The organism is Pseudonocardia sp. (assembly GCF_025465255.1).
Lineage (GTDB): Bacteria > Actinomycetota > Actinomycetes > Mycobacteriales > Pseudonocardiaceae > Pseudonocardia.
Map to the genome: position 1 here is coordinate 1 of NZ_JAODNI010000218.1, position 25,249 is coordinate 25,249.

At 74.6% G+C, this 25,249-nt stretch carries 27 protein-coding genes and 1 pseudogene; 11 read left to right on the plus strand and 17 right to left on the minus strand.

Annotation, left to right across the window (positions count from 1 at the left end; all coding sequences use genetic code 11):
• From JWP64_RS26830 to JWP64_RS26840, 3 genes and pseudogenes are all read right to left on the minus strand, one after another.
• A pseudogene (locus JWP64_RS26830) lies at positions 1-184 on the minus strand (phospho-sugar mutase); the annotation flags it as partial.
• Position 185: 1 nt separating this feature from the next.
• Positions 186-1,004, minus strand: coding sequence for a purine-nucleoside phosphorylase (locus tag JWP64_RS26835; RefSeq protein ID WP_297502625.1), 819 nt, complete (start codon positions 1,002-1,004; stop codon positions 186-188).
• Between the two features lie 32 nt (positions 1,005-1,036).
• A complete protein-coding gene (locus JWP64_RS26840; RefSeq protein ID WP_297502627.1) occupies positions 1,037-2,800 on the minus strand; it encodes a serine/threonine-protein kinase in 1,764 nt (587 codons plus the stop codon).
• A 376-nt stretch (positions 2,801-3,176) separates the two neighbouring features.
• Here JWP64_RS26840 and JWP64_RS26845 point away from each other — a divergent pair, with 376 nt between their 5' ends.
• A complete protein-coding gene (locus JWP64_RS26845) occupies positions 3,177-4,409 on the plus strand; it encodes an amidohydrolase (protein ID WP_297502629.1) in 1,233 nt (410 codons plus the stop codon).
• Positions 4,410-4,671: 262 nt separating this feature from the next.
• The gene (locus JWP64_RS26850; protein ID WP_297502631.1) at positions 4,672-5,619 is read left to right on the plus strand and encodes a hypothetical protein; all 948 of its coding nucleotides are present in this window, start codon (positions 4,672-4,674) and stop codon (positions 5,617-5,619) included.
• Positions 5,620-5,691: 72 nt separating this feature from the next.
• On the opposite strand, the gene JWP64_RS26855 is transcribed toward JWP64_RS26850, so the two are convergent.
• Positions 5,692-6,141, minus strand: coding sequence for a gamma-glutamylcyclotransferase (locus JWP64_RS26855; RefSeq protein WP_297502633.1), 450 nt, complete (start codon positions 6,139-6,141; stop codon positions 5,692-5,694).
• A gap of 125 nt (positions 6,142-6,266) precedes the next feature.
• Between JWP64_RS26855 and JWP64_RS26860 the strand changes: the two genes are divergently transcribed.
• Positions 6,267-7,667: an NAD(P)H-quinone dehydrogenase gene (locus tag JWP64_RS26860; protein WP_297502635.1), complete on the plus strand. Its 1,401-nt coding sequence runs from the start codon at positions 6,267-6,269 to the stop codon at positions 7,665-7,667.
• A 77-nt stretch (positions 7,668-7,744) separates the two neighbouring features.
• The gene (locus tag JWP64_RS26865) at positions 7,745-8,089 is read left to right on the plus strand and encodes a hypothetical protein (protein ID WP_297502637.1); all 345 of its coding nucleotides are present in this window, start codon (positions 7,745-7,747) and stop codon (positions 8,087-8,089) included.
• A 167-nt stretch (positions 8,090-8,256) separates the two neighbouring features.
• Here JWP64_RS26865 and JWP64_RS26870 read toward each other — a convergent pair whose 3' ends face one another.
• From JWP64_RS26870 to JWP64_RS26925, 12 genes are all read right to left on the minus strand, one after another.
• Entirely contained in the window at positions 8,257-8,730 is a 474-nt protein-coding gene (locus tag JWP64_RS26870; RefSeq protein WP_297502639.1) for a hypothetical protein, read from the minus strand.
• Between the two features lie 232 nt (positions 8,731-8,962).
• Complete coding sequence (locus JWP64_RS26875) at positions 8,963-9,508, minus strand: GNAT family N-acetyltransferase (protein WP_297502641.1); 546 nt, start codon at positions 9,506-9,508, stop codon at positions 8,963-8,965.
• Between the two features lie 57 nt (positions 9,509-9,565).
• Positions 9,566-11,338 (minus strand): acetyl/propionyl/methylcrotonyl-CoA carboxylase subunit alpha, encoded by a 1,773-nt coding sequence (locus JWP64_RS26880; protein WP_297502644.1) that lies wholly within the window; start codon positions 11,336-11,338, stop codon positions 9,566-9,568.
• Between the two features lie 161 nt (positions 11,339-11,499).
• Complete coding sequence (locus JWP64_RS26885; RefSeq protein WP_297502646.1) at positions 11,500-11,934, minus strand: hypothetical protein; 435 nt, start codon at positions 11,932-11,934, stop codon at positions 11,500-11,502.
• A complete protein-coding gene (locus JWP64_RS26890; protein ID WP_297502763.1) occupies positions 11,931-12,722 on the minus strand; it encodes a DUF692 domain-containing protein in 792 nt (263 codons plus the stop codon). The genes JWP64_RS26885 and JWP64_RS26890 overlap by 4 nt, the downstream gene beginning before the upstream one ends.
• 109 nt (positions 12,723-12,831) lie before the next feature.
• Positions 12,832-13,773, minus strand: coding sequence for a TIGR04222 domain-containing membrane protein (locus tag JWP64_RS26895; RefSeq protein WP_297502648.1), 942 nt, complete (start codon positions 13,771-13,773; stop codon positions 12,832-12,834).
• 99 nt (positions 13,774-13,872) lie between these two features.
• The gene (locus JWP64_RS26900) at positions 13,873-14,328 is read right to left on the minus strand and encodes a SufE family protein (RefSeq protein ID WP_297502650.1); all 456 of its coding nucleotides are present in this window, start codon (positions 14,326-14,328) and stop codon (positions 13,873-13,875) included.
• Positions 14,325-15,233, minus strand: coding sequence for a sulfurtransferase (locus tag JWP64_RS26905; RefSeq protein ID WP_297502652.1), 909 nt, complete (start codon positions 15,231-15,233; stop codon positions 14,325-14,327). Before JWP64_RS26905 ends, JWP64_RS26900 begins: the two co-directional genes overlap by 4 nt.
• A 41-nt stretch (positions 15,234-15,274) precedes the next feature.
• Positions 15,275-15,901 carry a Maf family protein gene (locus JWP64_RS26910; RefSeq protein ID WP_297502653.1) on the minus strand — a complete coding sequence of 209 codons (627 nt, stop codon included), beginning with the start codon at positions 15,899-15,901 and terminating at the stop codon, positions 15,275-15,277.
• A gap of 92 nt (positions 15,902-15,993) precedes the next feature.
• Positions 15,994-16,677: an HAD family phosphatase gene (locus tag JWP64_RS26915; protein WP_297502655.1), complete on the minus strand. Its 684-nt coding sequence runs from the start codon at positions 16,675-16,677 to the stop codon at positions 15,994-15,996.
• On the minus strand, positions 16,674-17,132 hold the full coding sequence (locus tag JWP64_RS26920) for a glucose PTS transporter subunit IIA (RefSeq protein WP_297502657.1): 459 nt from the start codon (positions 17,130-17,132) through the stop codon (positions 16,674-16,676). Before JWP64_RS26920 ends, JWP64_RS26915 begins: the two co-directional genes overlap by 4 nt.
• The gene (locus JWP64_RS26925; RefSeq protein ID WP_297502659.1) at positions 17,129-17,359 is read right to left on the minus strand and encodes a glucose PTS transporter subunit EIIB; all 231 of its coding nucleotides are present in this window, start codon (positions 17,357-17,359) and stop codon (positions 17,129-17,131) included. Before JWP64_RS26925 ends, JWP64_RS26920 begins: the two co-directional genes overlap by 4 nt.
• A 238-nt stretch (positions 17,360-17,597) precedes the next feature.
• Between JWP64_RS26925 and JWP64_RS26930 the strand changes: the two genes are divergently transcribed.
• The 7 genes from JWP64_RS26930 (at position 17,598) to JWP64_RS26960 (ending at position 24,588) form a co-directional block, all read left to right on the plus strand.
• A complete protein-coding gene (locus JWP64_RS26930) occupies positions 17,598-18,884 on the plus strand; it encodes a PTS transporter subunit EIIC (RefSeq protein WP_297502661.1) in 1,287 nt (428 codons plus the stop codon).
• A gap of 24 nt (positions 18,885-18,908) precedes the next feature.
• Positions 18,909-19,175 carry an HPr family phosphocarrier protein gene (locus tag JWP64_RS26935; RefSeq protein WP_297502663.1) on the plus strand — a complete coding sequence of 89 codons (267 nt, stop codon included), beginning with the start codon at positions 18,909-18,911 and terminating at the stop codon, positions 19,173-19,175.
• A complete protein-coding gene (gene ptsP / locus JWP64_RS26940) occupies positions 19,175-20,845 on the plus strand; it encodes a phosphoenolpyruvate--protein phosphotransferase (protein WP_297502665.1) in 1,671 nt (556 codons plus the stop codon). Before JWP64_RS26935 ends, ptsP begins: the two co-directional genes overlap by 1 nt.
• Positions 20,842-22,038 (plus strand): amidohydrolase family protein, encoded by a 1,197-nt coding sequence (locus JWP64_RS26945; RefSeq protein ID WP_297502667.1) that lies wholly within the window; start codon positions 20,842-20,844, stop codon positions 22,036-22,038. The genes ptsP and JWP64_RS26945 overlap by 4 nt, the downstream gene beginning before the upstream one ends.
• A gap of 2 nt (positions 22,039-22,040) precedes the next feature.
• Positions 22,041-22,823, plus strand: a complete 783-nt coding sequence (nagB, locus tag JWP64_RS26950) for a glucosamine-6-phosphate deaminase (RefSeq protein WP_297502669.1) — start codon at positions 22,041-22,043, stop codon at positions 22,821-22,823.
• Positions 22,824-23,783, plus strand: coding sequence for an ROK family protein (locus tag JWP64_RS26955; protein ID WP_297502671.1), 960 nt, complete (start codon positions 22,824-22,826; stop codon positions 23,781-23,783).
• Positions 23,784-23,853: 70 nt separating this feature from the next.
• The gene (locus JWP64_RS26960; protein WP_297502673.1) at positions 23,854-24,588 is read left to right on the plus strand and encodes a GntR family transcriptional regulator; all 735 of its coding nucleotides are present in this window, start codon (positions 23,854-23,856) and stop codon (positions 24,586-24,588) included.
• Here JWP64_RS26960 and JWP64_RS26965 read toward each other — a convergent pair.
• Positions 24,534-25,193, minus strand: a complete 660-nt coding sequence (locus tag JWP64_RS26965) for a hypothetical protein (RefSeq protein WP_297502675.1) — start codon at positions 25,191-25,193, stop codon at positions 24,534-24,536. The genes JWP64_RS26960 and JWP64_RS26965 overlap by 55 nt on opposite strands.
• Between the last annotated feature and the right edge of the window lie 56 nt (positions 25,194-25,249).

The window sequence follows — 25,249 nt, forward strand, 5'->3', positions numbered from 1 at the left end:
GCAGGCCGGCGGTCCCGAACCGCAGCGGCCCGGACATCCGGTCCGCGAGCTCGGCGGCGGCGTCGCCCGGCGTGCCGCCGGCCAGCGCCGCGGCGAGCAGGGCCTGGAGCTCGGCACGGGTGCCGCGGTCCGGGTCGTCGGCGATCCAGCGGTACGCCGCGTCGCGCAGGGCGGGGGTGAGCACGTCAGACCTTGGCGACGAGGTCGCGCAGCAGCTCACCCATCCGCGTCGCGGACTCGCGGCCCGCCGCGAGGACCTCCTCGTGGTCCAGCGGCTGCCCGGTCATCCCGGCCGCCAGGTTCGTGACCAGGGACAACCCGAACACCTCGACGCCCGCGGCGCGCGCCGCGATCGCCTCCAGCACGGTGGACATGCCGACGAGGTCCGCGCCCAATGCGCGCAGCATCCGGATCTCCGCGGGGGTCTCGAAGTGCGGCCCCGGCAGCCCCGCGTAGACGCCCTCCTCGAGCGACGGGTCGACCTCGCGCGCGAGCGCGCGCAGGCGCGGCGAGTAGAGGCCCGTGAGGTCGGTGAACCGCGGCCCGACGAGCGGCGAGCGGGCCAGCAGGTTGAGGTGGTCCGCGATCAGCACCGGCTGCCCGACGGACATGCCTTCCCGGATCCCGCCGGCGGCGTTGGTCAGCACGACCGCGCGGCAGCCCGCCGCGGCCGCGGTCCGCACGCCGTGCACCACCGAGTCGACGCCGTGACCCTCGTAGAGATGGGTGCGCCCGAGCAGGACGAGCACGCGACGCTCGCCGACCCGCACCGAGCGGATCGTGCCGCCGTGCCCCTCCACGGCGGGCCGGACGAAGCCCGGCAACGACGCCATGGTCACCTCGGCGTCCGCGATGCCGATCACGTCCGCGGCGGGCCGCCAGCCCGAGCCCAGCACCACGGCGACGTCGTGCCGGGAGACCCCCGTGCCCCGCGCGAGGGCGCCCGCGGCCTCGGTGGCGGCGTCACCCGAGAGGTCCGTTCCCGGTCCGGTCGCGATCGTCATGCGATCACCCTAGGGTGGACACGCCCGCGGGATCACGTACCGCCGCCGGTGGCGGAGAACCGCGCGGACAGGGCGTCCATCAGCTCCGTCGCGCGACCGATCTCCCGGCCGTCCGGGACGCTCAGGGTCATCGCCCACACGCCGGTGGCGTCCGGCACGATCCGCACCAGGTTCGCGCGCTGCTGGTCCCCGCTGCGGGTGCGGTAGAAACGCCGCTCCCCGTTCGCCGCGGGGGCGGCGCCGGTGGCCTGCCCGCCGTCGACGGCGTCGACGCCGAGCCCCTCGGCCGTGAGCGCGTCCGTGATCTCGGAGGCGGCCTTCGTGTGGCGGACGCTGAGCTCCTCGGTCCCGTCCGGGCTGACGAACCGGACTTCGCCGGTGCCGTCCCCGCCGTCCAGCCGGTACTCGGCCCAGGCGGCCGGGACGTCCAGCGAGAAGCCCAGCCGGTCCGAATGCGTGACCGTGGGGCTCTGCGCGGTCGTCACGGAGACGGTGGAGAGCGGGGCCTGCCCGGCGATCGTGCGGGTGACGGCGTAGCCGCCCACCGCTCCCGCGATCACCATCACTGCCCCCGCGACGGCGAGGACCGCGGACAGCCACCCCGACATCCGCACAGGGGGTGTCGTGCTCCGCGGCGCCGGGCGGAGGGGCCCGGGGTGCGCCGCGGTGCCGGACGGCGTACCGGGCACCACCGCGGTGGCGCGCAGGCTCGCGTCGGCCTTCCCGCCGCCCAGGCCGGCGGGCAGCGGACCCGGGGAGGCGGCGAGCGGCGCCGGGCGGGAGCCGCCCGGGGACGGGAGCCGCGAGGAACCCGCGACTCCGGCGCGCTGCGATCGTTCGGCGGGGTGCTCGGTGACCGCGCCCGACGACGCGGACCGCGGCGTCGGCACCTGGTCCCCGGGCCGGGTGATCATCGCGGCGACGGTGGGCGCGTCCGGCGAGCCGGGGTAGAGCGGGTCGTCCGGGTCCGCGAGCAGCGGGCGCAACCGGCGCCGCACCTCGTCGAGCGGCATCCGGCGCTCGGGCTCCTTGACCATCAGCGCGGCGATCACCTCGGTGATCGGGCCGGAGCCGCTGGGCCGCGGCACCTCGCCGTCCACGACCTCGGTGATCGTGGACACCGGGTCCCCGTGCACGTCGTAGGGCGGGCGGCCCTCGATCGCGGCGAACAGCGTCGCACCCAGGCCCCACAGGTCCGCGGCCGGCGTCACGGGCTGGCCCGCGGCGACCTCGGGCGCGATGTAGGCGGGCGAGCCGAGGACGAGCCCGGCGGTGGTCATCGGGGCGTCCGCGACGTTGCGCGCGATGCCGAAGTCCGTGAGCTTGATCCGGCCGTCGTGGGCGACGAGGACGTTCCCCGGCTTGACGTCCCGGTGCGTGATGCCCGCCCGGTGCGCCGCGCGCAGCGCCGCCCCGGTGGCGAAGCCGACGACCCCCGCCTGGACGGACGAGAGCCGCCCCTGCTCGGTGATCAGCATGGCCAGGTTCCGCGACGGGACCATCTCGAGGACGACCATCGGCTGGCCGTCGACGTCGACGACGTCGAACACGGTGATGACGTTGGGGTGGGACAGCCCGCCGAGGGCCCGCGCCTCGCGCAGCATCCGCTCGCGCATCGCCAGGGCCTCGCCGTGCGGGATGCCCGGCGGTACCTTCAGCTCCTTGACCGCGACCCGGCGCTGGAGGACCTCGTCGTAACCGGACCAGACCGTGCCCATCGCGCCGCTGCCCAGTTTCGACGACAGCCGGTAGCGGCCGCCGATGAGGCGCTGTTCCTCATCACCCGGGATGGACACGGCGGCCATTGTCCCCGGCGGATGTCACGCTCCGGCAACTGCCCCGGTCCGGGGCCCGGGAGACGGCCGGATGAGGCTCCGCCGCGCTTCGCCGGACCCCCGAACGGACGCGTAGCGGAGGCCGTCGGGTACAGTGGGTGACGGTCGGAGGACCGTTCGCAGGGCGACGAGCGGCCGCGTGGTCCGTTCGTCGCACTCGGCACTGACCGCTCGCCACCGGCTTCCCGCCCGCCCGCAGCAGGTCACCGACCCCTCGGCGCGCGTACCCCTGAAGTGTCGGTTTCGGGTTGGTACACCGCTGTCCGGGTGAGCACCATGGGTGCATGCAGGAAAGAGCGAAGAGCCCGAGCGGGGTGGTCCGGGCCGGTGAGGCTCGATGACCGTGCTGCAGGCGCGCCCAGAGCTTTCCGGCCCCGACGGCCCGGTCACCGATCTCGGTGCCGGCACCGGGCCCGCGTGGCTCGACACCTGGCTCGCGAGCGGCAGGGACGACCTCGTCACCTGGCGTCGCCTGCTGCACGCCGATCCTGAGCTCGGCCGCGCCGAGCACCGGACCACGGCGGTGATCGCCCGCACGCTGCTCGCGGCGGGCCTCGAACCGCGCACGCTTCCCGGCGGTACCGGCCTGGTCTGCGACGTGGGGTACGGCGAGCGCTGCGTGGCGCTGCGCGCGGACCTCGACGCGCTTCCGCTGCAGGAGGAGACGGGTCTCCCGTTCGCCTCCGGCACCCCGGACGTCATGCACGCCTGCGGGCACGACGCGCACACGGCGATGGTCCTCGGGGCCGGCCTGGCGCTCGCGTCGGCGCCGTCGCTGCCCGGCCGCGTCCGGCTGGTGTTCCAGCCCGCGGAGGAGATCCAGCCCGGCGGCGCGCTCGACGTGGTCGCGGACGGCGCCATGGAGGGAGTGGAGCGGATCTTCGCGCTGCACTGCGACCCGCGCCTGGAGGTCGGCAAGCTCGGCACCCGGGTCGGGCCGATCACCTCGGCGTGCGACGTCGTCGAGGTCCGGCTGACCTCGCCCGGCGGCCACACCGCCCGCCCGCACCTCACGGCGGACCTGGTGGAGGCGCTGGGCCTGCTGATCACCCAGCTGCCGCTCCTGCTCACCCGCCACGTGGACCCGCGCTCCGGCACGGTCCTGGTGTGGGGTGCGGTCCAGTCCGGCGAGGCGGCGAACGCGATCCCGCAGTCCGGGGTCCTGCGCGGCACGCTGCGCACCGCGGACCACGACACGTGGACCGGCATCGAGGAGAAGTTCCGCTCGCTCGTCGCCGCCGTCCTCGCGCCGCTCGGCGTCGGGTACGTCATCGACTACACCCGCGGTGTCCCGCCCGTGGTCAACGAGGCGGTCAGCTCGGGCATGCTCCGGGACGCCGCGATCACCCTCGGCGGGCTCGAGGCGGCGGCGGACACCGAGCAGTCCAGCGGCGGCGAGGACTTCGCCTGGTACCTGGAGAAGGTCCCGGGCGCGATGGCCCGGCTCGGCGTCTGGCCGGGGGTGGGCCCGATGAAGGACATCCACCAGTCCACGTTCGACCTCGACGAGCGCGCCCTCCCGGTGGGGGTCCGGGTCCTGATCAACGCAGCCCTCTCCGCCCTGGCGTAACCACCCCGCCGACCTGATCAGCGCGAGCCGGTCCGGCATTCGTCGGCTCGGCTTCCACTTTCCGCGAGTCGGCACTTTCCGTCGCGCGAGTCGGCGTTCTTGGCTGCGCGAGCCGGCGTTCGCGGTTGTCCGATGCACACTGGTCCGACGACGATCCGCTCCGCGCCGTCCGGACGACGGCGTTCTCCACATGTGCCCTCAGCCATCCACAGGATCGAGATGACTCCTCTGGAAGCCGTCCCGATGCCCGACCGTCGAAGGCATGCTTCCGTGGAAACTCGGCCTCTCCGGCGCCTGCCGCCGCTGCACGCTCGTCAATGCGGTGGGCCAGTACTCCGTCCGGACCGCCCTGCGCACAGGTGAGGCGACGAGTCCGTGGCCCGGTGTGCTCGTCGACGGGGCCCGGGCGACCGAACCCCTCACCATGATCAGCGCGGCCTGGCTCGCGACCGGGGAGGACTGCGTCGTCACCGGTCCCACCGCCGCGTTCCTGCACCGCTGCTCCGCGGCCTCGCCGACCCCCGTCCACCTCGCCGTACCGTACGAGACACGGCGCCGGACGAGGCCCGGCGTCGTCGTCCACAACGGGACGGCGCTCGTGGGTGACCGCGTGACGATCGCGGGCCTGCCGGTTCTCGCCCTCGAGCGGACGATCACGGATCTCCTCTGCACGCTCCGGCCGGCCGAGGCGCTGGCGATCACGGACCAGGCCCTGGCGCTCGAGGACGTCGACGCGGAGGAGTTCCGGCTCGACGTGCGGGAACGGCTGCTGGCGCGACCGGACCCCCGCGGAACGCGGGTCGGTACCCGGCTGCTGGAGCTCGCGACGGGGCTGGCGAGGTCACCCGCCGAGAGCCGGCTTCTGTGGACGGTCGCGGACCTGGGCTATCCCGTACCTCGGCTCAATCATCCGCTGCGCGGCGTCTGGGGCGAGGAGCTCTACCTGATCGACCTGGCGTGGCCCGAGCTGCGGATCGCGCTCGAGTACGACGGGTACGAGACCCACGTCGGGCGGGAGGTCGAGGACGAGCTGCGGGCCGCCGATCTGCGGAGCCGCGGCTGGATCGTCGTCCGGGTCGACAAGTCCGATCTCGTTCTGCCCGTCCGTTTGGCAGTCGAACTCGACGACGCGTTCCGCCGCCGGGGCATCGACGCGTCCCGCCGGGTGGCGGGCGGGCTGCGGCCACGTCGGCACCGGGAGGCGCGGTGAGGGATTACCGGAATCGCGGATTCGGACGCCCGGAAGTGCCGACTTGCGCGATCGGAAGTGCCGACTCGCGGGCTAGAGCGACTTGCGGCTCGGCCGGCTGCGCAGTTCGGTGACGTAGTCCGCGGGGGCGCCTGCGGCCTCGGCGGCGTCCGCGATCACGCCGAGGTAGCGGGCCGACGGCAGGCCGCCCTCGTACGCGTCCAGCACGTAGATCCAGGCGAGCACGCTGCCCTCCATGGTCTGCACGCGCAGCCGCAGCTTCTTGTGCAGGCCGAGCTCGCCACCCTCCCAGCGGTCCAGCTGGGCGGCGTCGTGCTCCGGCACGTCGTAGATCACGACGAAGACCTGGGAGCCGGGGCTCTCGACCACGGTGGAGAGCGCGCCCTCCCAGGCGTAGTCCTCCCCGCCGAAGGTCAGCCTCCAGTCGACGAGCCACCCCGTGCCCGCCGTCGGCGAGTGCGGGGCACGCTCCTTCATCTGCTGCGGATCCATGTTCGACCCGTAGGCGGCGTACAGCGGCACGGGCACAGGGTATCGGTGCCGACGCCGCCGGGTACCGCCGGGCGGATCACGGGACACGCGTACGGTATGACCGGGCCGGTCGACCCGGCTGTATCGATCCGCAGACTTGTTTCGGAGGGCGGCACGTGACCCGCATCGTGATCATGGGTGGGGGGCCCGCCGGCTACGAGGCAGCGCTCGTCGCGGCCCAGCACGGCAGCGACGTGACGATCGTGGAGCAGGACGGCATGGGTGGCGCCTGCGTCATCCACGACTGTGTCCCCTCGAAGACCTTCATCTCCTCCGCGGCCGTTCGCGTGGACCTGCACCGCGCCGAGGACCTCGGCGTCCTGCTGGACCGCAACACCGCGGGCGTCGACCTGCCGAAGGTGAACGGCCGGGTCAAGGGCCTCGCGCTGGCCCAGTCCGCGGACATCCGCAACCGCGTCGAGAGCGACGGCGTGCGGATCCTCAGCGGCACCGCCCGCTTCCTCGAGCCCACCGGGAAGGCGCCGCACCTCGTCGAGGCGACGCTGACCAACGGCGAGATGGAGGAGCTCCCCGCGGACGTCGTGCTGATCGCCACCGGGGCCACGCCGCGCGTGCTGGACTCGGCCCGCCCGGATGGCGAGCGCATCCTCACCTGGCGCCAGCTCTACGACCTGCCCGCGCTGCCCGAGCACCTGATCGTCGTCGGCTCCGGCGTGACGGGCGCGGAGTTCGTCTCCGCGTACGTCGAGCTGGGCTGTCAGGTCACGCTGATCTCCAGCCGGGACCGCGTGCTGCCCGGCGAGGACGCGGACGCGGCGGCCGTGCTGGAGGACGTGTTCACCGAGCGTGGCGTGCGGATCGTGCCGAAGGCGCGGGCGGAGTCCGTCCTGCGCGACGGCGACGAGGTCGTGGTGACCCTGGCCGACGGGGAGACGATCCGCGGCTCGCACGCGCTGATGACCGTCGGCTCGGTCCCGAACACCGGTGACCTCGGCCTGGAGAAGGTCGGGATCGAGCCGGACCGCGGCGGGTTCATCCCCGTGGACCGGGTGTCCCGCACGTCCGTCCCGGGCGTCTACGCGGCCGGGGACTGCACCGGCCTGCTGATGCTCGCGTCCGTCGCGGCGATGCAGGGCCGGATCGCGATGTGGCACGCGCTCGGCGAGGGCGTCGCGCCGATCCGGCTGCGCACCGTCGCGGGCAACGTCTTCACCCGGCCGGAGATCGCGACCGTCGGCATCAGCCAGCGCGCGATCGACGCGGGCGAGGTCCCGGCGCGGACCGTGATGCTCCCGCTGACCACCAACCCGCGGGCCAAGATGCGCGGCCTGCGCCGCGGGTTCGTCAAGCTGTTCTGCCGGCCCGCGTCGGGCGTGGTGATCGGGGGTGTCGTCGTGGCGCCGGTGGCGAGCGAGCTGATCCTGCCGATCGCGATGGCCGTGCAGAACGGCCTCGGCGTCGACGACCTGGCGCACACCTTCTCGGTCTACCCGTCGCTCTCGGGATCCATCACCGAGGCGGGCCGCCAGCTCATGCAGCACTCCGACCTCGACTGAGGTCGCCCCCGGAACCCGGGGTCGGCTCAGGGGTTTCCCTGATACCGGGGGCGAACGGGCGCGGGAAGCTCGTACCCATGACCACTCCCGTCCGCACCGGTGTCCCCGTCGTCCCCGTGCTGGTGGCGGGTGCCGCCGCGCAGCTGGCCGACGACGTCCTCTTCTGGTTCCTGCCGGACGTCCCGCTCCTGCCCGCGTTGATCGCGATCGCGCTCACGGCCGGGGCGGCGCGGCTCGTGACCCGCGGGATGCACGGCTCGGCCGTAGCCCGGACCGGTCTCGCGGTCGGTGCGGTGTCCGCCGGGCTCAGCCTGCTGATCGGCGGGTTCGGACTGCTCACGATCCTGCTGGCGGGGATCACGGTCGTCGCCGGTGTGGCGGGTGCGGTGGCGAAGCGCCCCGAGCTGCGGCCGCACGGCTGACAGAGCGCCCGCGACCCGCCGGGCCTGGGAGCGCGACTCGCGGGTGAGCACGACGCGGATCGGTGCTGGGGAGCCCCGATCCGCGGGTCCTGGGGACTCGGGGGAGTCCCGGGAACGACGAGAGCCCCGCCGGGGTCCGGCGGGGCTCTCGTCGTCGTCCTGCCTGCTCAGCCAGCCGGCACGAGGGCTCGGCAGCCGGACAGCGCGCAGAGCGTCTCGGCCGTGAAACGGCCGGGAGCAGCCACGTCCGCCGTCGTCGTGCTCCGGGCGAAAGGCCATTGTCCGGCGAAGCGGTGCAGGTACCAGAAGCAGAAATGGTGGTCGGGCTCGTCGGGATCCGAGACGAACACGGCCGGCCCCGGTAGTTGCGACACCCACCGCGCGTACGCGGTGGCGACGAGTGCCGGGGGCTTGGCGGCCCGGCGGGTCGTGAGCCAGTCCTCCGCCCGGGTGCGCCAGTTCGTGAGCGCGGCCGGGTGCAGGGTGGCGCCGGGGAGTTCCCGCAGGTTGGCGGTGAAGGTACTGGTCAGGGCCCCGGACGCGGCGTGCGCGGCCGAGGCCAGGGTGAGCAGGGAGTGGGGCCCGGGGATCGGGCCGTCGGTGTGGATGTGGGTCGTGACGTACAGGGTCTCGGGGGGCATGACGGATCCAAGTCGCCGAAGTGAGGGGACGTGCTCGCGACGCGGCTGGGCCGGCGTGACGAGCGGGATCCGCGGCGCGGTCAGCTCCGCGTGGCGGAAACGAACCGGGCCCCGTGGTCGTACTCACACGGGAAACATCACTGCTGTCCACTGTGCACTTGTTCAGCACACTGTGGCGTGCTGTGGAACTGGCCTGGCGGGGAACGACGCTAATCGGCGGGCCGGGCCGTCGTCAACGGTCCGAGGCGAGCCTGCCGGCCATCACACAGTCGACCCGCCGGCCGTCGACCACCCAGGCGGAACGTTGCGTGCCCTCGACCGTGAAGCCGCACTTCTCGGCGACCCGCGCGGACGCGTCGTTGCCGACCGCCCACGCGTAGGAGACCCGTTCCAGGCCCAGCCCACCGAAGCCGAAGCGGAGCACCGCGGACAACGCCGTCGTGATCATGCCGCGGCCGCGGGCGCGGGGGAGCGCCCAGCAGGTCGCCTCGGCGATGCCCAGGTCCAGGTCCAGGTGCGCGAACGCGACCTCGCCGAGCATCTTCCCGGTCGTCGGCTCGCAGACGGCCCAGGAGCAGGCGCGGTCCTCCCGCCAGGCGGCGTCGCGCTCGGCGATGTGGAGAACGGCGGCCTCCGGCGTCGGCGCGGGGCGGTGGCGCCAGCGCAGGATCGCCGGGTCCCGGGCGGACTCCAGCACGGCCGGGACGTCGGAGACCCGGTCGTCGTGGCGCAGGGTGCGCAGGTACCAGGTGCCGGCGTTGATCTCGACGGGTTCCATGGTGGTCCGGTCGTGCGCGGTAACCGTCGCCCTGGCAACGATTACCGCGCACGGGCGTCAGTCCTTGATCTCGCAGACGACGGTGCCCTGGGTGATCGAGGAGCCCGCCTCGGCGGAGAGGCCGGTGACGGTGCCGTCCTTGTGGGCGGTGACGGGGTTCTCCATCTTCATCGCCTCGAGCACCACGATCAGGTCACCGGCGGAGACCTGATCGCCGTCGGAGACCGCGACCTTGATGATCGTGCCCTGCATCGGCGCGGTCACGGCGTCGCCGGAGACCTTCGCGCCCCCGCCCTTGCCGGAGCGCTTGCGCGGGGCCTTCCCCGACGCCCCGCCGCCGTTGCCGCCGCCGAGGGCGAGGTCACCGGGGAGGGAGACCTCCAGCCGCCGGCCGCCGACCTCGACGACGACGGACTGCCGCGGCGCCGTCTCCTCGTCCGCCCCGGCACCGCCCTCGAACGGCGGGACGGTGTTCTCCCACTCGGTCTCGATCCAGCGGGTGTGGACCAGGAAGTCCTTCTCCTCGGACGCGGTGAACGCCGGGTCGTCCACCACGAGCCGGTGGAACTCCAGCACCGTCGCCATGCCGCCGACCTGGAACTCCGCCAGCGCACGGCGGGACCGCTCGAGGGCCTGCGCGCGGTCCGAGCCGGTGACGATCAGCTTGGCCAGCAGCGAGTCGAACTGGCCGCCGATGACCGAGCCGGCCTCGACGCCGGCGTCGACGCGCACGCCCGGGCCGGCCGGGTACGCGATCGACTCGACGGTGCCGGGGGCGGGGAGGAAGTTGCGGCCGGCGTCCTCGCCGTTGATCCGGAACTCGATGGAGTGCCCGCGCGGCTCCGGGTCCTCCTTCAGGTTGAGCTCCAGGCCCTCGGCGATGCGGAACTGCTCCCGCACCAGGTCCAGTCCGGAGGTCTCCTCGGACACCGGGTGCTCGACCTGCAGCCGGGTGTTGACCTCGAGGAAGGTGATCAGGCCGTCCTGGCCGATCAGGAACTCGACCGTGCCGGCGCCGTAGTAGCCGGCCTCCTTCACGATGTCCTTCGACGCCGTGTACAGCGTCTTGCGCTGCTCCTCGGTGAGGAACGGCGCGGGCGCCTCCTCGACCAGCTTCTGGAAGCGGCGCTGCAGCGAGCAGTCCCGCGTTCCGACGACGATCACGTTGCCGTGCTGGTCGGCCAGGATCTGGGTCTCGACGTGGCGGGGCTTGTCCAGGTAGCGCTCGACGAAGCACTCGCCGCGGCCGAACGCCGAGGTTGCCTCGCGGACCGCCGAGTCGTAGAGCTCGGCGATCTCCTTCTCCTCGCGCGCGACCTTCATGCCGCGCCCGCCGCCGCCGAACGCCGCCTTGATCGCGACGGGCAGGCCGTGCTCCTTGGCGAACTCGATCACCTCGTCCGCGCCGGACACCGGGTCGTTCGTGCCGGGGACCAGCGGGGCGCCCGCGCGGGTGGCGATGTGCCGGGCGGTGACCTTGTCCCCGAGATCCCGGATCGACTGCGGGGACGGGCCGATCCAGGTGATCCCGGCGTCGATCACGGCCTGCGCGAAGTCCGCGTTCTCGCTCAGGAAGCCGTAGCCGGGGTGGATCGCGTCCGCGTCGGCCTGCTTCGCAGCACCGATGACCTTGTCGAAGTCGAGGTACGACTCCGCCGCCGTGGTGCCGCCCAGGGCGAACGCCTCGTCCGCGAGCCGGACGAACAGGGCGTCACGGTCCGGGTCCGCGTAGACGGCGACACTGGCAAGGCCTGCGTCCTTCGCGGCGCGGATCACCCGGACGGCGATCTCTCCGCGGTTGGCGACGAGAACTTTGCGCAGTGGGGGCACGATCTTCTCTCCTCGGTCACGAGCAGGCCGGCAGGAGAACGCTGCGCCGGCGCATCGGTTACCGGCGAGTGTAGGAGTTGGACCACCGGGGACCGCAGACCACGGGTGTGTGGTCTTGCTGACTCATCGTTCGGGATCCGACTTCCCCGGGTGCGCGTGGTTCAACCGCGGAGGCGTCCGAGCACGTTGCCGGCGAGGGCCTTCAGCCGGGCGCACCGCCTTCGGCCGGGAGGGCTCGCGCCGTCGTAGCGCCAGCCGGCCTCGCGCTCGGCGAGCTCGTCGGCGGCGGATCCGGGGAGGGCGCCGGCCGTGCGCAGCGCCCGCGCCAGGTCCCAGCCGTCCCGCAGGGCCCCGACGCCCTCGCGCCCCGCCGCGTGCGCCGCGAAGGTCGCCTGCCAGCGGTTCCCGTGGCTCGCCGCCAGCAGCGGCCACAGCTTCGCGGTCTCGCCCGCCCGCTTGCGCAGCAACGCCGTGCGGGTCGAGGCGAGCCGCGCCACGTCGAAGCCCGCGGGGTCCGGCCCGCCCGCGACGAGCGCCTCGACGAGCGCGGCCTGCCTGGCTGCGAGATCGCCCGTGCGGAGGTGACCGGGGTTCATGTGACCCGGGTGAACCCGGTGCCGTCCGCGATCGCGTCCAGCTCGGCGCGCAGCTCGGCCGCCGGCGGGTACCGGCCGTCCCGTTCCAGCATCACCGCGGGTGGCCGGGCGCGGTCCCGCAGCTCGTCGAGCAGGCGGAGGACCGGCGCGGGCACGGGGTCGGTGTGGGTGTCGTGGTAGAGGCCGTCGTGCTCGGCCCCGCCCGCGACGTGCACGTACGCCACCCGGTCGAGCGGCATCCGGTCGAGGACGGCCGACGGGTCCTGCCCGCGGTTGACCGCGTTCGCGTACAGGTTCGCGACGTCCAGGAGCAGCAGCGCGCCGGTCCGGTCCAGCAGCTCGGTGAGGAAGTCCGGCTCGCCGAACTCGTCGTCCGGCCAGTCGAACAGGGCGGCGATCGGCTCCAGCGCGAGCGGGACGTCCAGCTCCGCCTGCATCCGCCGGACGTTGCGGGTGAGCACGTCCAGCGCCTCACGGCTGCGCGGCACCGGCAGCAGGTGCCCGGCCTCCCGGCCGCCGCCCCGCACGAAAGCGACATGCTCGCTGACCAGCGGCGCCTCGACGGCGACGGCGCAGGCCGCCAGGTGCGCGACCCGGTTCGGCCGGACCCCGTCCGCGTCGCCGAGGCCCAGGCGGACCCCGTGCGGGATCACGGGGACCCCGCGCCCCCGCAGCTCCGTCACCCCCCGGGACGGAGCCGCGGGGGCGATCGCCTCGGCGATGACCTCGCAGAAGCCGAGGCCGGGGAGGCCTTCGACGACGCCCGCGATCTCGGGCCGCCAGCCGATGCCGACGCCGGTCGGGCCGACGGCACCGGTGCCGACTCGCGCTCCCGAAAGTGCCGACTCGCGCGACCGGGAGTGCCGACTCGCGGGGATCGGCCTCGCGGGGATCTGCTCAGCCGCCGCAGCCACCGCCGCCACCACCACATCCACCGCCGCCCGAACTCCCGCCCGAATCGCCGCCGCTGCTGCCGCCGATCCAGGAGGAACCGCCGTCCCCGCTCCAGCCCGAGCCGGCCGCGGCCTTCTGCACGGCGAGCTCGTCCGCGAACGCCGGGTCCGACGCCCAGAGGGCACTCGTGCCGTAGAGCCCGACGCCGAGTGCCGCGGCCCCCGCGCCGTAGGCGATCCAGTCCGGTTTCATGGCGGGCGACAGGCCGTGGTGCCGGGTGCGCAGCTCCGCGAGCGCGCGTTCCCCGGCGCGGCTGCGCCGCGGGGTCCGCACGAGCTCGACGACGGTGACGAAGCCGACGGCCAGCAGCACGATCACGAGGAACCCGACGGGCCGGGCGTTGGCCAGCCCGGCCAGCAGGCGGAACAGACCGAGCACCGCGACCGCCAGCATCCACAGGCCGGTCTGGCGGATCGCCGAGCGTTGCTGCTCGGACAGCAGCAGGCCCTCGCGGATCAGCCGGTCCTCGATCCGGCCGAGCGCCGTCGAGACGACGCCGTGGTACCGCAGCCGGTGCCGGGGCGTCGGGGCGGACGCGGTGAAGGCCACCGCGTGCTCCAGGTCGTCCGTGAGGGGCGACCGCACGGTCGACTGGACCTGGCCCTTGCCGCTGCTGCGGATCGTCCCGGTCAGCTTCATCGCGCTGAGCGCGGAGTACACGGCGAGATCGGGCCCGCCGTTGAGGTACGCGACATCGTGCGGGCGCGACTGGAGGCCGGCGACCGGCCGGTCCGGGCTGCCGGCCGCGAGCCTGCGCCGGGCTCGGCTGCTCGCGATCCACACGGCCGCCGCCAGCACCACGTAGAACGCGAGGAACGCCGACCCGCTGATCCCCCAGGTGTCTCCCTGAGCCGCCAACGCGTCCCCTGCGGTGAACACGTCCACTACGACCACCCCCCGGTGAGCCGTTCCTATGAGACGCCTCACAGCATGGGACCGGATCGGCTCACGAGGGAACGTTCTTCACCAAGGTTTGAGGTTGGTTCAGGCGACCGCGGACCGCACCTGCTTCTTGATCCGGGACAGCATCGCCGCCATCCCACGCAGCCGCAGCGGGCTCACGGCCTCGGCCAGGCCGAGCGCGGTGTAGAAGTCGTCCGGCACGGCGAGGACGTCCGCGGCGGGCTCGCCGTCCAGCCCGGTGTGCATGATCGACGCGAAGCCCCGGGTCGTCGGGGCCTCGGGCGGGGCCGAGAAGAAGAGACGGACCGCGCGGTCCCCCTCCGGCTCCACCTCGACCGCCAGGAACAGCGGGGACTGGCACTCGTGCACCTGCTCCATCGAGTCCGCCGCGTCCGCGTAGCGGTCCGGCAGCGGGGGGAGCTCCCGGGAGAGCTCGAGGAGGAGCTGGAGCCGGTCCTTGGGGCCGACCCCGGAGAAGTCCTCGACGAGCTCCGCGAGCTCGGGAGGCAGCTGGCGCAGACTCGACGACTCGTTCACGCCTGCCCCCGCTCCGCGCCCTGCGCGATCGGGACCCGCACCGAGTTGCCCCATTCGGTCCAGCTGCCGTCGTAGTTCCGGACGCCCTCGAAGCCCAGCAGGAAGGAGAGCACGAACCAGGTGTGGCTCGAGCGCTCACCGATCCGGCAGTAGGCCACGACCGCGTCGTCCTTCGACAGGCCCTGCTCGTCCTCGTAGATCGCGGACAGCTCCGCGCGGGACTTGAAGGTGCCGTCCTCGTTCGCCGCCCGGGCCCACGGGACGCTCGCGGCGCCGGGGATGTGGCCGCCGCGGACCGCCCCCTCCTGCGGGTAGTCCGGCATGTGCAGCAGCTCGCCGGAGTACTCGCCCGGCGAGCGGACGTCGACGAGCGCCCCGTCCCCCGACTTCATCCGCTCGAGGTGGGCGAGCACGTCCTCCTTGAACGCCCGGATCGCGATGTCGTCCCGCTCGACGATCGGGTACTCGACGGGCGTCGGCTTGGGCTCCTCGGTGGTGAGCTCGCGGCCCTCGGCGATCCACTTGGCGCGGCCGCCGTCCAGGATCCGGACGTCCGGGTGGCCGAAGAGGCGGAACACCCACAGCGCGTAGGTGGCCCACCAGTTGTTGCGGTCCCCGTAGAAGACGACGGTGGTCTCCCGGGCGATGCCGCGCTCCCCGCAGAGCAGCGCGAACTTCTCGGGGTCCACGTAGTCCCGGGTGACCGCGTCGTTGAGCTCGGTGTGCCAGTCCAGCTTGACCGCGCCCGGGATGTGCCCGGTGTCGTAGAGCAGGACGTCCTCGTCGCACTCGACGACGGCGAGATCGGGACCGTCGAGGTGCTCGGCGAGCCATGAGGTGCTGACCAGGCTTTCGGGATGCGCGTACTCGGCGAACGTCGGGTCCTGGTCGATCGGTGCAGCCATGGCCGCGAGGGTAGTACGCGGGCCCGACGTTCGCCGTCGGGTCAGGGGTGGTCCCAGAGATCCACCGGGCTGACGCCGACGCCCGCGAGCAGCCGCCGGACCAGGGGCAGGCTGATCCCGATGACGTTCGACGGGTCCCCGTCGATCCCGTCGACGAACCAGCCGCCCAGCCCGTCCAGGGTGAACGCGCCCGCGACGGCGAGGGGCTCCCCGGTCCCGAGGTACGCCTCCAGTTCGGCGTCCGTGGGCGTGCCGAACCGCACGACGGTGACGGCGTGCCCCTCCGCGACCCGGTCGATCTCGCCGTCGACCACCCGCAGCACCGCGTGCCCGGTCACGAGCTCGCCGCGCCGCCCGGCCATGGACCGCCACCGGGCGCGCGCCGTGTCGACGTCCTTCGGCTTCCCGACGAGCTCGCCGTCGATGTGCAGCATCGAGTCGCACCCGATGACGATCGAGTCGAGCGCGTCCGCACCCTCGAGCCGGCGGGCGACGGTGGTGGCCTTCGCGCCGGCCAGCGTGGTGACCTTCTCCGCGGCCGTGGCGTCCGGGACGGCGGCGAGCAGCGCGTCCTCGTCGACGTCGGAGACGGACACCGCGGGGTCGAGCCCGGCGGCACGGAGCACGGACAGGCGGGCGGGGGAGGCCGAGGCGAGCACCAGACGCACGGCGGCGAGCCTACGGAGCGGGGCCGGCCGCCCGGGCGGCGCCCGTTCCGGCAGGGCGGCCCGCGCCGGCCTTCCTTCCGTCGGACGGCCGGTCAGCCGTGCAGCAGTGCCTCGGGACGCAGGTCCGGGACGGTCAGCCCCGCCCCGGCGTGGCGCAGCTCCGCGGCGGCCGACGAGGTGGTGACCCCGATGATCGTCCCGACACCCGCCGCCGTCAGCGCCTGCACGCCGGACGGGGAGTCCTCCACCGCCGCGCAGCAGGCCGGATCCACGGCGAGCAGCCGGCAGGCGGTCAGGTAGCCCTCCGGGGACGGTTTGCCGACCGACACGTCCTCCGCGGTGACCACCAGTTCGAGGGCGTCGGCCAGGCCGAGCACGTCACCGAGGACCCGGCGCGCCCACTCGCGGCCCGCGCTCGTGACGACGGCGATCCGGTGCCCGCGCCGGTGCAGCTCGCGGACCAGGTCCCGGGCGCCGCCGACCTCCTCGACCTCGCCCGCGAGCTCGTGCGAGTGCGCGGCCAGGCCGGCCAGGGCGCTGCGCACGTCCGTCCCCCGCCACGGCCCGTCGACCTGGGCCAGGACGTCCCCGGCCCGGCGCCCCAGGTAGGTCCGGGCGTAGGTCTCCTCGTCGACGTCCATCCGCCAGTCCGCGAAGAACCGCTCCCAGACCCGGCGATGGACGTGCTCGCTCAGCACCAGGGTGCCGTCCATGTCGAACAGGACGGGCGAGCCCGGCGCGATCACCGGCTCGCACCGGGTGGCCTGCCCACTCACGAGCCGTAGGTGAACAGCGGGTCGCCCGGCCGCACCTGCGCCCCGACCGTGCCCGTCACCGCACCGGGCGCGGTGTCCAGGACGACGACCGGGCAGACGGCGGACAACCCGCGCCGGCGCACCGCGGCCGGGTCGAACGCGACCACGGGGCTGCCCTGCTCGACCGTGTCCCCCTCGGCGCGCAGCAGCTCGAACCCCTCGCCCTTCAGCCCGACCGTGTCGATGCCGAGGTGGACCAGCACGCCGACGCCCTCGGCGCCGAGCACCACGAACGCGTGCGGGTGCACCTTCACCAGGGCGCCCGCCACGGGGGCGACGACCTCGATCCGGCCCTCCGCCGCGGGAGGTTCGACGGCGGTGCCGGCGCCCACGAGCTCGTCGCTGAACACCTGGTCCGGGACGGCGGCGAGGCCGACGACCTCGCCGGCGACGGGGGAGACGACCTCGAGGTTCACAGGATGTCCCGGATGTCGTCCGCGAGGGTGTCCGCCTCCGGTCCGACGACGACCTGGACGACCTGCCCGGCGACGAGCACGCCGTGCGCGCCGCACCGCTGCAGCGCGGCCCGGTCGACCAGCGTCGGGTCCTCGACCTCGGTGCGCAGCCGCGTGATGCAGGCCTCCAGCTCGGTGATGTTCGCGGCGCCGCCGAGCCCCGCCACGATGTCGTCCGCCTTGGCCATGTGTCCTCCCCAGGCCGCGAGGAATGTGTCGCGGCGATTGCCGGTCCGTGTCCGATCGGGCACTGCACCTGCACCGAAATCCGTGGTTGACAGTCCCGTTCGCACAGACCAAGCTACGTGGTCATAACCGGACCCTACCGGTGACCGCACACGGCGGCAAGAGTCGGTCCTTCCCCTTCGGGGCGGGCGGACGAGGCACTACCGGAACCTTTCCCCACACCCTCTGGAGAGTCCTGCCATGAGCGCACCCGCCACCGCTGCGCCCGCAGCGCCGCCGAAGAAGAGGATCGGCCTCGCCGGCCTGCAGCGCCTCGGCCGCAGCCTGATGCTGCCCATCGCGGCGCTGCCCGCCGCCGGCCTGTTGCTGCGGCTCGGGCAGGACGACCTGCTCGGCGGGGTGGGCTCGCTGAAGCAGGTCGCCGCCGTGCTGTCCGCGGCGGGCGGCGCGTTGTTCGACAACCTCCCGCTGATCTTCGCGCTCGGCATCGCGATCGGCTGGGCCCGCAAGGCGGACGGCTCGACGGCGCTCGCCGCGGTCGTCGGGTACCTGGTGCTCGACGGGGTGTTCACCGCGATGAGCCCGCTGGTGCTCGACGGGGTGCTCGACTCCAAGGGCGAGCAGGCGGTCGTCAACTACGGGGTGCTCGGGGGCATCGTCACCGGGTTGCTGTCGGCGATCCTGTGGCAGCGCTTCTACCGCACGAAACTACCGACCTTCCTGGGCTTCTTCAACGGCCGGCGCCTCGTGCCGATCCTCACCGCGGTCACGATGATGGTCGTCGCGGTCCTGCTGAGCCTGATCTACCCGCTCTTCAACACCGGGCTCACCGCGCTGGGCAACGCGGTCAACGCGAACACGGTCGTCGGCGGTGGCGTCTACGGCGTCGCGAACCGGCTGCTGGTCCCGCTCGGCCTGCACCACATCCTCAACTCCGTCGTCTGGTTCATCCTCGGCGACTTCAACGGCACCCACGGCGACCTCAACCGCTTCTTCGCCGGCGACCCGACCGCCGGGACGTTCATGACCGGCTTCTTCCCGATCATGATGTTCGCGCTGCCCGCCGCCGCCCTGGCGATCTGGCACGAGGCGCGCCCGGGGCAGCGCAAGCTCGTCGGTGGGATCATGGTCTCGGTGGCCCTGACGTCCTTCCTGACGGGCATCACCGAGCCGCTCGAGTACTCCTTCGTCTACGTCGCGTGGCCGCTCTACCTGATCCACGCGATCCTGACCGGCACGTCGCTGGCCCTGGTCAACGCGCTCGGCATCCACGACGGCTTCACGTTCTCCGCCGGCGCGCTCGACTACCTCGTCAACTTCGGCCAGGCGACGAAGCCGCTCTGGCTCATCCCGATCGGGCTGGCCTACGCGGTCGTGTACTACGTCGTGTTCCGCTTCGTCATCCGGCGCTGGAACCTGCGCACGCCGGGGCGCGAGGAGGAGGCCGAGGAGACGGCCGAGGGCGCGGCCACCGCCGTCGTCGAGACCACCGGTCCGAAGCCCGCCGAGCCCGGCGCCAAGGCCTGACCCCCACCCCCGAGGAGAACCACCGTGCCCTCGCGCACCGTCACCGTCGCGTCCCGGGTCGGGCTGCACGCCCGTCCGGCCGCCATGTTCACCAGGGCCGCCGCGGCGGCGCCCGTCCCGGTCACCCTCGCCGTCGCGGGCAAGGACCCGGTGAACGCGGCCAGCGTCCTCGGGGTGATGACCCTGGGCGTCGAGTGCGGCCAGGAGGTCACCCTGGCGGCGGAGGGTGAGGGCGCCGACGGCGCGCTCGACTCGCTCGCCGCCCTGCTGGCGACCGACCTCGACGCCTGATGGCGGCCCCGATCACCGAGGCCTCCGCCCGCGTCGTGGCCGGTCGCGGGGTCAGCCCCGGCGCGGTCCGGGCCCCGCTCGTCCGGCTCGGCCCGCCGGTCGTGACCTCCCCGGCCGACCCGGCCGGGGCCGATCCGGAGGCCGAGGGCCGCCGCGTCCGCGAGGCCCTCACCGCGGTGGCCGCAAACCTCGAGCGCCGCGCCCGGAACGCCGGCGGGGTCTCCGCGGACGTCCTGGCCACCACCGCGGCGATGGCCCTCGACCCGGCCCTGGCCGACGCGGCCGAGCGGCACCTGGCCGCCGGCGCGCCCACCGGGCACGCCGTGACGCTGGCCGTCGAGGAGTTCTGCGGGCGGCTCGAGGCGCTCGGTGGCTACCTCGCCGAACGGGTGGCGGACCTGCGGGACATCGGCGCCCGGACGGTCGCGCAGCTCGCCGGGCTCGCCATGCCGGGGATCCCGGCGCCGGGGTACCCGGTCGTCATGGCGGCCAGAGACCTCTCCCCGGCGGACACGGCGTCGCTCCCGGGCGGCGACGTCGTCGGCCTGCTCACCGAGGAGGGCGGGCCGACCAGCCACACCGCGATCCTGGCCCGGGCGCTCGGCATCCCCGCGGTCGTCGGCTGCCCGGCGTCGGCGGAGATCCCCGAAGGCACCCTCGTGCTGCTCGACGGCACGACGGGCACCGTGCAGCTCGACCCGCCCGCCGGGGCTGCGGCGGTCCGGGCCACCTCCGCCCCCGGGGCCGCGGCCGGACCGGGACGCACTGCGGACGGAACCCCCGTCGCGTTGCTGAGCAACATCGGCACCGTGGCGGACGCCGAGCTCGCCGCGGTGACCCCGACGGAGGGCGTCGGGCTCTTCCGCACCGAGTTCCTGTTCCTGAAGCGGGCGGACCGGCCCACCGAGGCCGAGCAGGCCACGACCTACACGGCGGTGCTGCGGGCGTTCGGGGAACGCCGGGTCGTCGTCCGCACCCTGGACGCCGGTTCGGACAAGCCGCTGCCCTTCCTCCCGCTCGGCCCGGAGGAGAACCCGGCCCTGGGCGTGCGCGGGCTGCGCACGGCCCGGGCCCACCCGGAGGTGCTGGACGACCAGCTCCGCGCGCTGGCCGCCGCCGCGGAGGCGGCCGGTCGCGCGCTCGACGTCATGGCGCCCATGGTGTCGACGGCGGAGGAGGCCGCACGGTTCGCGGACCGGGCGCGGGGCTTCGGGCTGACCCGGGTCGGCGTCATGATCGAGGTCCCGGCGGCGGCGCTGCGGGCCCGTGAGCTGCTGGAGGTCGTGGACTTCGTCAGCATCGGCACGAACGACCTGGGCCAGTACGTCATGGCGGCGGACCGGCAGTCGGGCGCCCTCGGAGACCTGCTCGATCCCTGGCAGCCCGCGCTGCTGGACCTCGTCGCGGCGGTCGGGGAGGCCGGCCGGGCGGCCGGGAAACCGGTCGGGGTGTGCGGGGAGGCGGCGGCGGACCCGCTGCTCGCCGCCGTCCTCGTCGGGCTGGGCGCGACCAGCCTGTCGACGGCCGCGCGGGCCCGGCCCGCGGTGCACGCCGAGCTCGCCCGGTTCACCCGGCTGGACTGCCTCCGCCTCGCGGAGCGGGTCCGGTCGGCGCGCGGCGCCGGGGCCGCCCGCTTGGCGGCCCGGGCCTTCCGGGACGAGCGCCCATGACCGCCCTCCTCCTGCGCGGGACGGTCGTCGCGGGCGGCCGTTCGATCCCGGACGGCGTGGTCGCGCTCGACGGGGACCGCATCGCCTGGGTCGGCCCGGCCGGGACCTGGGCGGGCCCCGTGCCGCTGCCGCCGCCGTCGGACCGGTACGTCCTGCCCGGGCTGGTCGACGTGCACTGCCACGGCGGCGCCGGGCACGGCTTCCCGGAGGCCGACGACGAGGGCCTGCAGGCCGCCGTCGACCACCACCTGGCGCACGGCACGACCACCCTGCTCGGCAGCCTCGTCTCCGCCCCGGCGGACATGCTGCTCGAGCGGGTCGCGGCGCTCGCCCCGCTGGTCACCGCGGGCCGCCTCGCCGGGATCCACCTGGAGGGGCCGTTCCTGGCCGCCGCCCGGTGCGGGGCCCAGGACCCCGCGGCGATCGTCCCCGGCGACCCCGCCCTGCTGGAACGCCTGCTCCACGCCGCGGGCGGCACGGTCGCGTCGATGACCCTGGCGCCGGAGACCCCGCGCTACCGCGAGCTGTTCGCGATCCTGATCCGGCACGGCGTGCTCCCCAGTCTCGGCCACACGGACGCGACGGCCGGCCGGACCACCGCGGCGATCGCCGAGGCCGGCGGCGCGACGCTGAGCGCGACCCACCTGTTCAACGGCATGCCCGAGCTGCACCACCGCGCGCCCGGCCCGGCCGCCGCGTGCCTGGCGGCGGCGGGCCGTGGCGAGATGGTCGTGGAGCTGGTCGCGGACGGGGTACACCTCGCGGACGAGACGGTCGCGATGGTGTTCGACCTCGTCGGCCCGGACCGGATCGCGCTGGTCACCGACGCCATGGCCGCGGCCGGGATGCCGGACGGGCGGTACTCGCTGGGCTCCATGCGCGTCGACGTCGTCGACCGGGTGGCGCGGCTCGCGGGAGCCGGCACCGACCGCTCGATCGCCGGCGGCACCGCCCGCATGGTCGACGTCCTGCGCCAGGTGGTCCTGGGGAGCGGCGTCGGGCTGGGCGCAGCCGCCCTCGCCGCCACCGCCACCCCGGCCCGGCTGCTGGGGCTCGAGCACGAGATCGGGGACCTCGTGCCGGGCCGGCGGGCGGACGTCCTCGTCACCGACCACGACCTGGCCCCGGCCGAGGTGTTCCGGGCGGGCCGGCGGATCACCGCGGAGCGAGTCCTCCACGGAAGGGCGGTCTGAGCATGGAGGTCGTCATCCTCCCCACCGCGGCCGACGGCGGCCGCGTCGTCGCGGACATCGTGACCGCGGTCCTGCAGGGCGGCGAGCCGGTCAACCTGGGCCTCGCCACCGGCTCGTCCCCGCTGCTCGCCTACCGCGAGCTGATCCGCCGCTGCCGGGACGAGGGGCTGTCCTTCGCCCGCGCCGCCGCGTTCCTGCTCGACGAGTACGTGGGCCTGCCCGCGGGCCATCCGGAGTCCTACCGCCAGGTGATCCGGCGCGAGCTGACCGACCACGTGGACATCGACCCCGGCGCCGTGCACTCCCCGGACGGCACGCGCCCGGACCTGGTGGCGGCCGCGGCGGACTACGAGGACGCGCTGCTCGCGGCGGGTCCGATCCGGGTGCAGATCCTCGGGATCGGCACCAACGGTCACCTCGGGTTCAACGAGCCGGGCTCGTCGCTCGCGTCCGCGACCCGCGTCAAGACGCTGACCCGGCAGACCCGCGCGGACAACGCCCGGTTCTTCGACGGCCCGCACGAGGTGCCGCGCCACGTCCTGACCCAGGGGCTCGGCACGATCAGCCGGGCCGAGCACCTCGTGCTGACCGCGTCCGGCCCGCACAAGGCCGCCGCGATCGCCGCCGCGGTCGAGGGGCCGCTCACGGCCTCCTGCCCGGCGTCGGTCCTGCAGCTGCACCCGCACGCCACCGTGGTGGTCGACGAGGCCGCCGCGGGCCGGCTGGCGAACGCGGAGTTCTACCGCGAGATCCACGAGCACAAGCCCGCAGGCCAGGGGTACTAGGTGGTTCTCGCGGAGGTCGTCGCGGTCGACATCGGGGGGACCAGCATCAAGGCCTCCCCCGTCGGCCCCCGCGGCCTCCCGTCCGCTCCGGTGCGGCTGCCCACCCCGGTCAGCGGCGGGCCGGCCGCGATCGTCGACGCCGTCGCCCGGGTCGTCGGGACCCTCCGCACGCCCGGGACCGGTGCCGTCGGCTGCGCCGTGCCCGGCGTCGTCGAGCCCGGGACCGGTGTCGTCCGGCGGGCCGCGAACCTCGGGATCGTCGACGACCTGCCGCTCGGCCCCGTCCTCGCCGACCGGCTGGGCCTGCCCGTCACCGTCGAGCACGACGTCCGCGCCGCCTGCCGGGCGGAGTCCGAGCTGGGCGCGGCCCGGTCCGTGGGCGACGCCGTCGTGGTGGTGGCGGGGACGGGGCTCGCGGCGGGCCTGCTGGTCGGGGGCCGGGTCGTCACCGGTACCCGGGGCGCGGCGGGCGAGTTCGGGCACGTCCCCGTCGTCCCCGGCGGGGAGCCGTGCGCCTGCGGGCAGCGCGGCTGCGCCGAGGCCTACGCCTCGGCGGGCGGCCTGCGCCGCCGGTACCGCGACCGGTCCGGCCCTGACCGGTCCGGCCCTGCGCCATCCGCTCCGGGGCCGACCGCCGCGGAGCTGGTCTCTCGCCTCGACGACGACCCGCTCGCCCGCGCGCTCTGGGCCGAGGCCTGCGTGGCCTTGGGTCGGGCACTGGTGGCCACCACCGCGCTGCTGGACCCGGCCGTGATCGTCCTCGCGGGCGGGCTGTCCCTGGCCGGCCCGCTGCTCGCCGATCCCGTGCGTGCCGCGCTCGCGGACGGGCTGGCCTGGCGGGAGCCACCGCCGGTGGTGCTCTCCGCGTTCGGCGACCGTGCCGGGGTGGTGGGAGCCGGACTGGTGGCCCGCGACCCACTGCGCGCGGCGGAGCGGAGGGTCGTGTCCCGGTGCGGGTAACCTCGGCACCGGTCACCGGTGGTCATGACCAGTACGGGTCGCGGCCACAGCTCGTCCCCGGGAGGTCGACATGGCGCAGCCCGCCCGCATCCACGACGGTGCGGTGCCCAAGCACGAGCAGCTCCGCACCATCCTGGCCGCGCTCGCGACGGACACCCTCGAGCCCGGGGACCTGTTCCCCAGCGAGCGCCAGCTCTGCATCGACCACGGCGTCAGCCGGATCACGGTGCGCGCGGCGATCGGGCAGCTGGTCAGCGAGGGCCTGCTGGAGCGGGTCCGCGGCAAGGGCACGTTCGTCGCCACGCGGACCGCGCGGTCCCGCCTGCACCTCGCGTCGTTCCACGAGGACATGCGCCGCCTCGGCCTGACCCCCACCACCGTCGTCCTCGAGGTGGAGCGGGCCGTCCCGCCCGTCGCCACGATCAACGCGCTGTCCCTGCGCTCCGGCCAGGAGTGCATCCGGGTGCGCCGGCTACGGCTCGCCGACGGCGCGCCGATGTCCGTCGACGACGCCTGGTACAACGCCGCGCTGCTGCCGGACCTGGACAGCTGCGACCTGCGTCGCTCGATCTACGACACGCTGCGGGACCGCTACCGGCTGCCGATCGACCGCGCGGAGCAGACCGTCGCCGCCGCCGAGGCGGGCGACGAGTACGCCGTGCTGCTCGGGATCACGCCGTCGCGGCCCGTCCTGCTGTTCGACCGGGTGTCGTTCAGCGGAGGCCGTGCGGTGGAGCACAGCCAGTCCCGCTACCGCGGGGACCGGTACGAGCTGCAGATGGCCCTCGACGGCGGGGATTCCTGACGGCGGCTCACGGTCCGCCCGGCCCGTGCCGGCAGGGGTGGCACACGGCCCGCGCGGTCCGGCGGCCTCGTCCACCAGGTGTCGACGGGCGCCCTCGGCGGCGTCGGCAGGCGACCCCGGGCCGGAACGGGCGGTCGCCGGCGAGCCCGCCGCCGCAGCACCACGCCCTGGGCGAGCAGGCTGATACCGAACGAGAGCAGCAGCGTGGACTCCACGAGCGGTCCGGCCCCGGTGCGCGCGGCCAGCAGGGCGACGCCGATCCGCACGCCCGTCGTCACGGTCCACAGCCCCAGCGTGAGGACCCGGCCACGCCGGAGGCGGTCGTCATCACCGTCGGTGAGACCGACGGCGGCGCCCCGGACCAGGCCCAGCCCGGTCGTCAGCACCAGGTCGACGACCGCCAGGACGAGACCCCACGGCGTCACCCCGGGGTGCCCGACGACCAGGATCAGGAGTCCGATCCCGCTGAGGACCGCGGTCGCCGGTCCGTGCAGCCGGTGGTCGGGAAGCGGCAGCCGACCTGCCGGAAGATCGCTCGGACGGCGAGCGGTACCGGCGAGGCCGGGCCGGCTGACCCCGGCCGCGGAACGAGGTCCGAGGTCCATACCCGAAGCGTGGCCGCCGGCGGGCCCGGGAGCAGCCCCCCACGGGGGGAACCCGC

What these genes read in the sequence shown, in the direction of transcription:
- nagB (WP_297502669.1), top strand. Translation starts at nt 22,041, where the DNA reads ATGGAGGTCGTCATCCTCCCCACCGCGGCCGACGGCGGCCGCGTCGTC.
- ptsP (WP_297502665.1), top strand. Translation starts at nt 19,175, where the DNA reads ATGGCGGCCCCGATCACCGAGGCCTCCGCCCGCGTCGTGGCCGGTCGC.
- JWP64_RS26965 (WP_297502675.1), bottom strand. Translation starts at nt 25,193, where the DNA reads ATGGACCTCGGACCTCGTTCCGCGGCCGGGGTCAGCCGGCCCGGCCTC.
- JWP64_RS26885 (WP_297502646.1), bottom strand. Translation starts at nt 11,934, where the DNA reads ATGAACCCCGGTCACCTCCGCACGGGCGATCTCGCAGCCAGGCAGGCC.
- JWP64_RS26925 (WP_297502659.1), bottom strand. Translation starts at nt 17,359, where the DNA reads ATGGCCAAGGCGGACGACATCGTGGCGGGGCTCGGCGGCGCCGCGAAC.
- JWP64_RS26905 (WP_297502652.1), bottom strand. Translation starts at nt 15,233, where the DNA reads ATGGCTGCACCGATCGACCAGGACCCGACGTTCGCCGAGTACGCGCAT.
- JWP64_RS26870 (WP_297502639.1), bottom strand. Translation starts at nt 8,730, where the DNA reads ATGCCCCCCGAGACCCTGTACGTCACGACCCACATCCACACCGACGGC.
- JWP64_RS26865 (WP_297502637.1), top strand. Translation starts at nt 7,745, where the DNA reads ATGACCACTCCCGTCCGCACCGGTGTCCCCGTCGTCCCCGTGCTGGTG.
- JWP64_RS26835 (WP_297502625.1), bottom strand. Translation starts at nt 1,004, where the DNA reads ATGACGATCGCGACCGGACCGGGAACGGACCTCTCGGGTGACGCCGCC.
- JWP64_RS26845 (WP_297502629.1), top strand. Translation starts at nt 3,177, where the DNA reads ATGACCGTGCTGCAGGCGCGCCCAGAGCTTTCCGGCCCCGACGGCCCG.
- JWP64_RS26850 (WP_297502631.1), top strand. Translation starts at nt 4,672, where the DNA reads ATGCTTCCGTGGAAACTCGGCCTCTCCGGCGCCTGCCGCCGCTGCACG.
- JWP64_RS26945 (WP_297502667.1), top strand. Translation starts at nt 20,842, where the DNA reads ATGACCGCCCTCCTCCTGCGCGGGACGGTCGTCGCGGGCGGCCGTTCG.
- JWP64_RS26960 (WP_297502673.1), top strand. Translation starts at nt 23,854, where the DNA reads ATGGCGCAGCCCGCCCGCATCCACGACGGTGCGGTGCCCAAGCACGAG.
- JWP64_RS26930 (WP_297502661.1), top strand. Translation starts at nt 17,598, where the DNA reads ATGAGCGCACCCGCCACCGCTGCGCCCGCAGCGCCGCCGAAGAAGAGG.
- JWP64_RS26875 (WP_297502641.1), bottom strand. Translation starts at nt 9,508, where the DNA reads ATGGAACCCGTCGAGATCAACGCCGGCACCTGGTACCTGCGCACCCTG.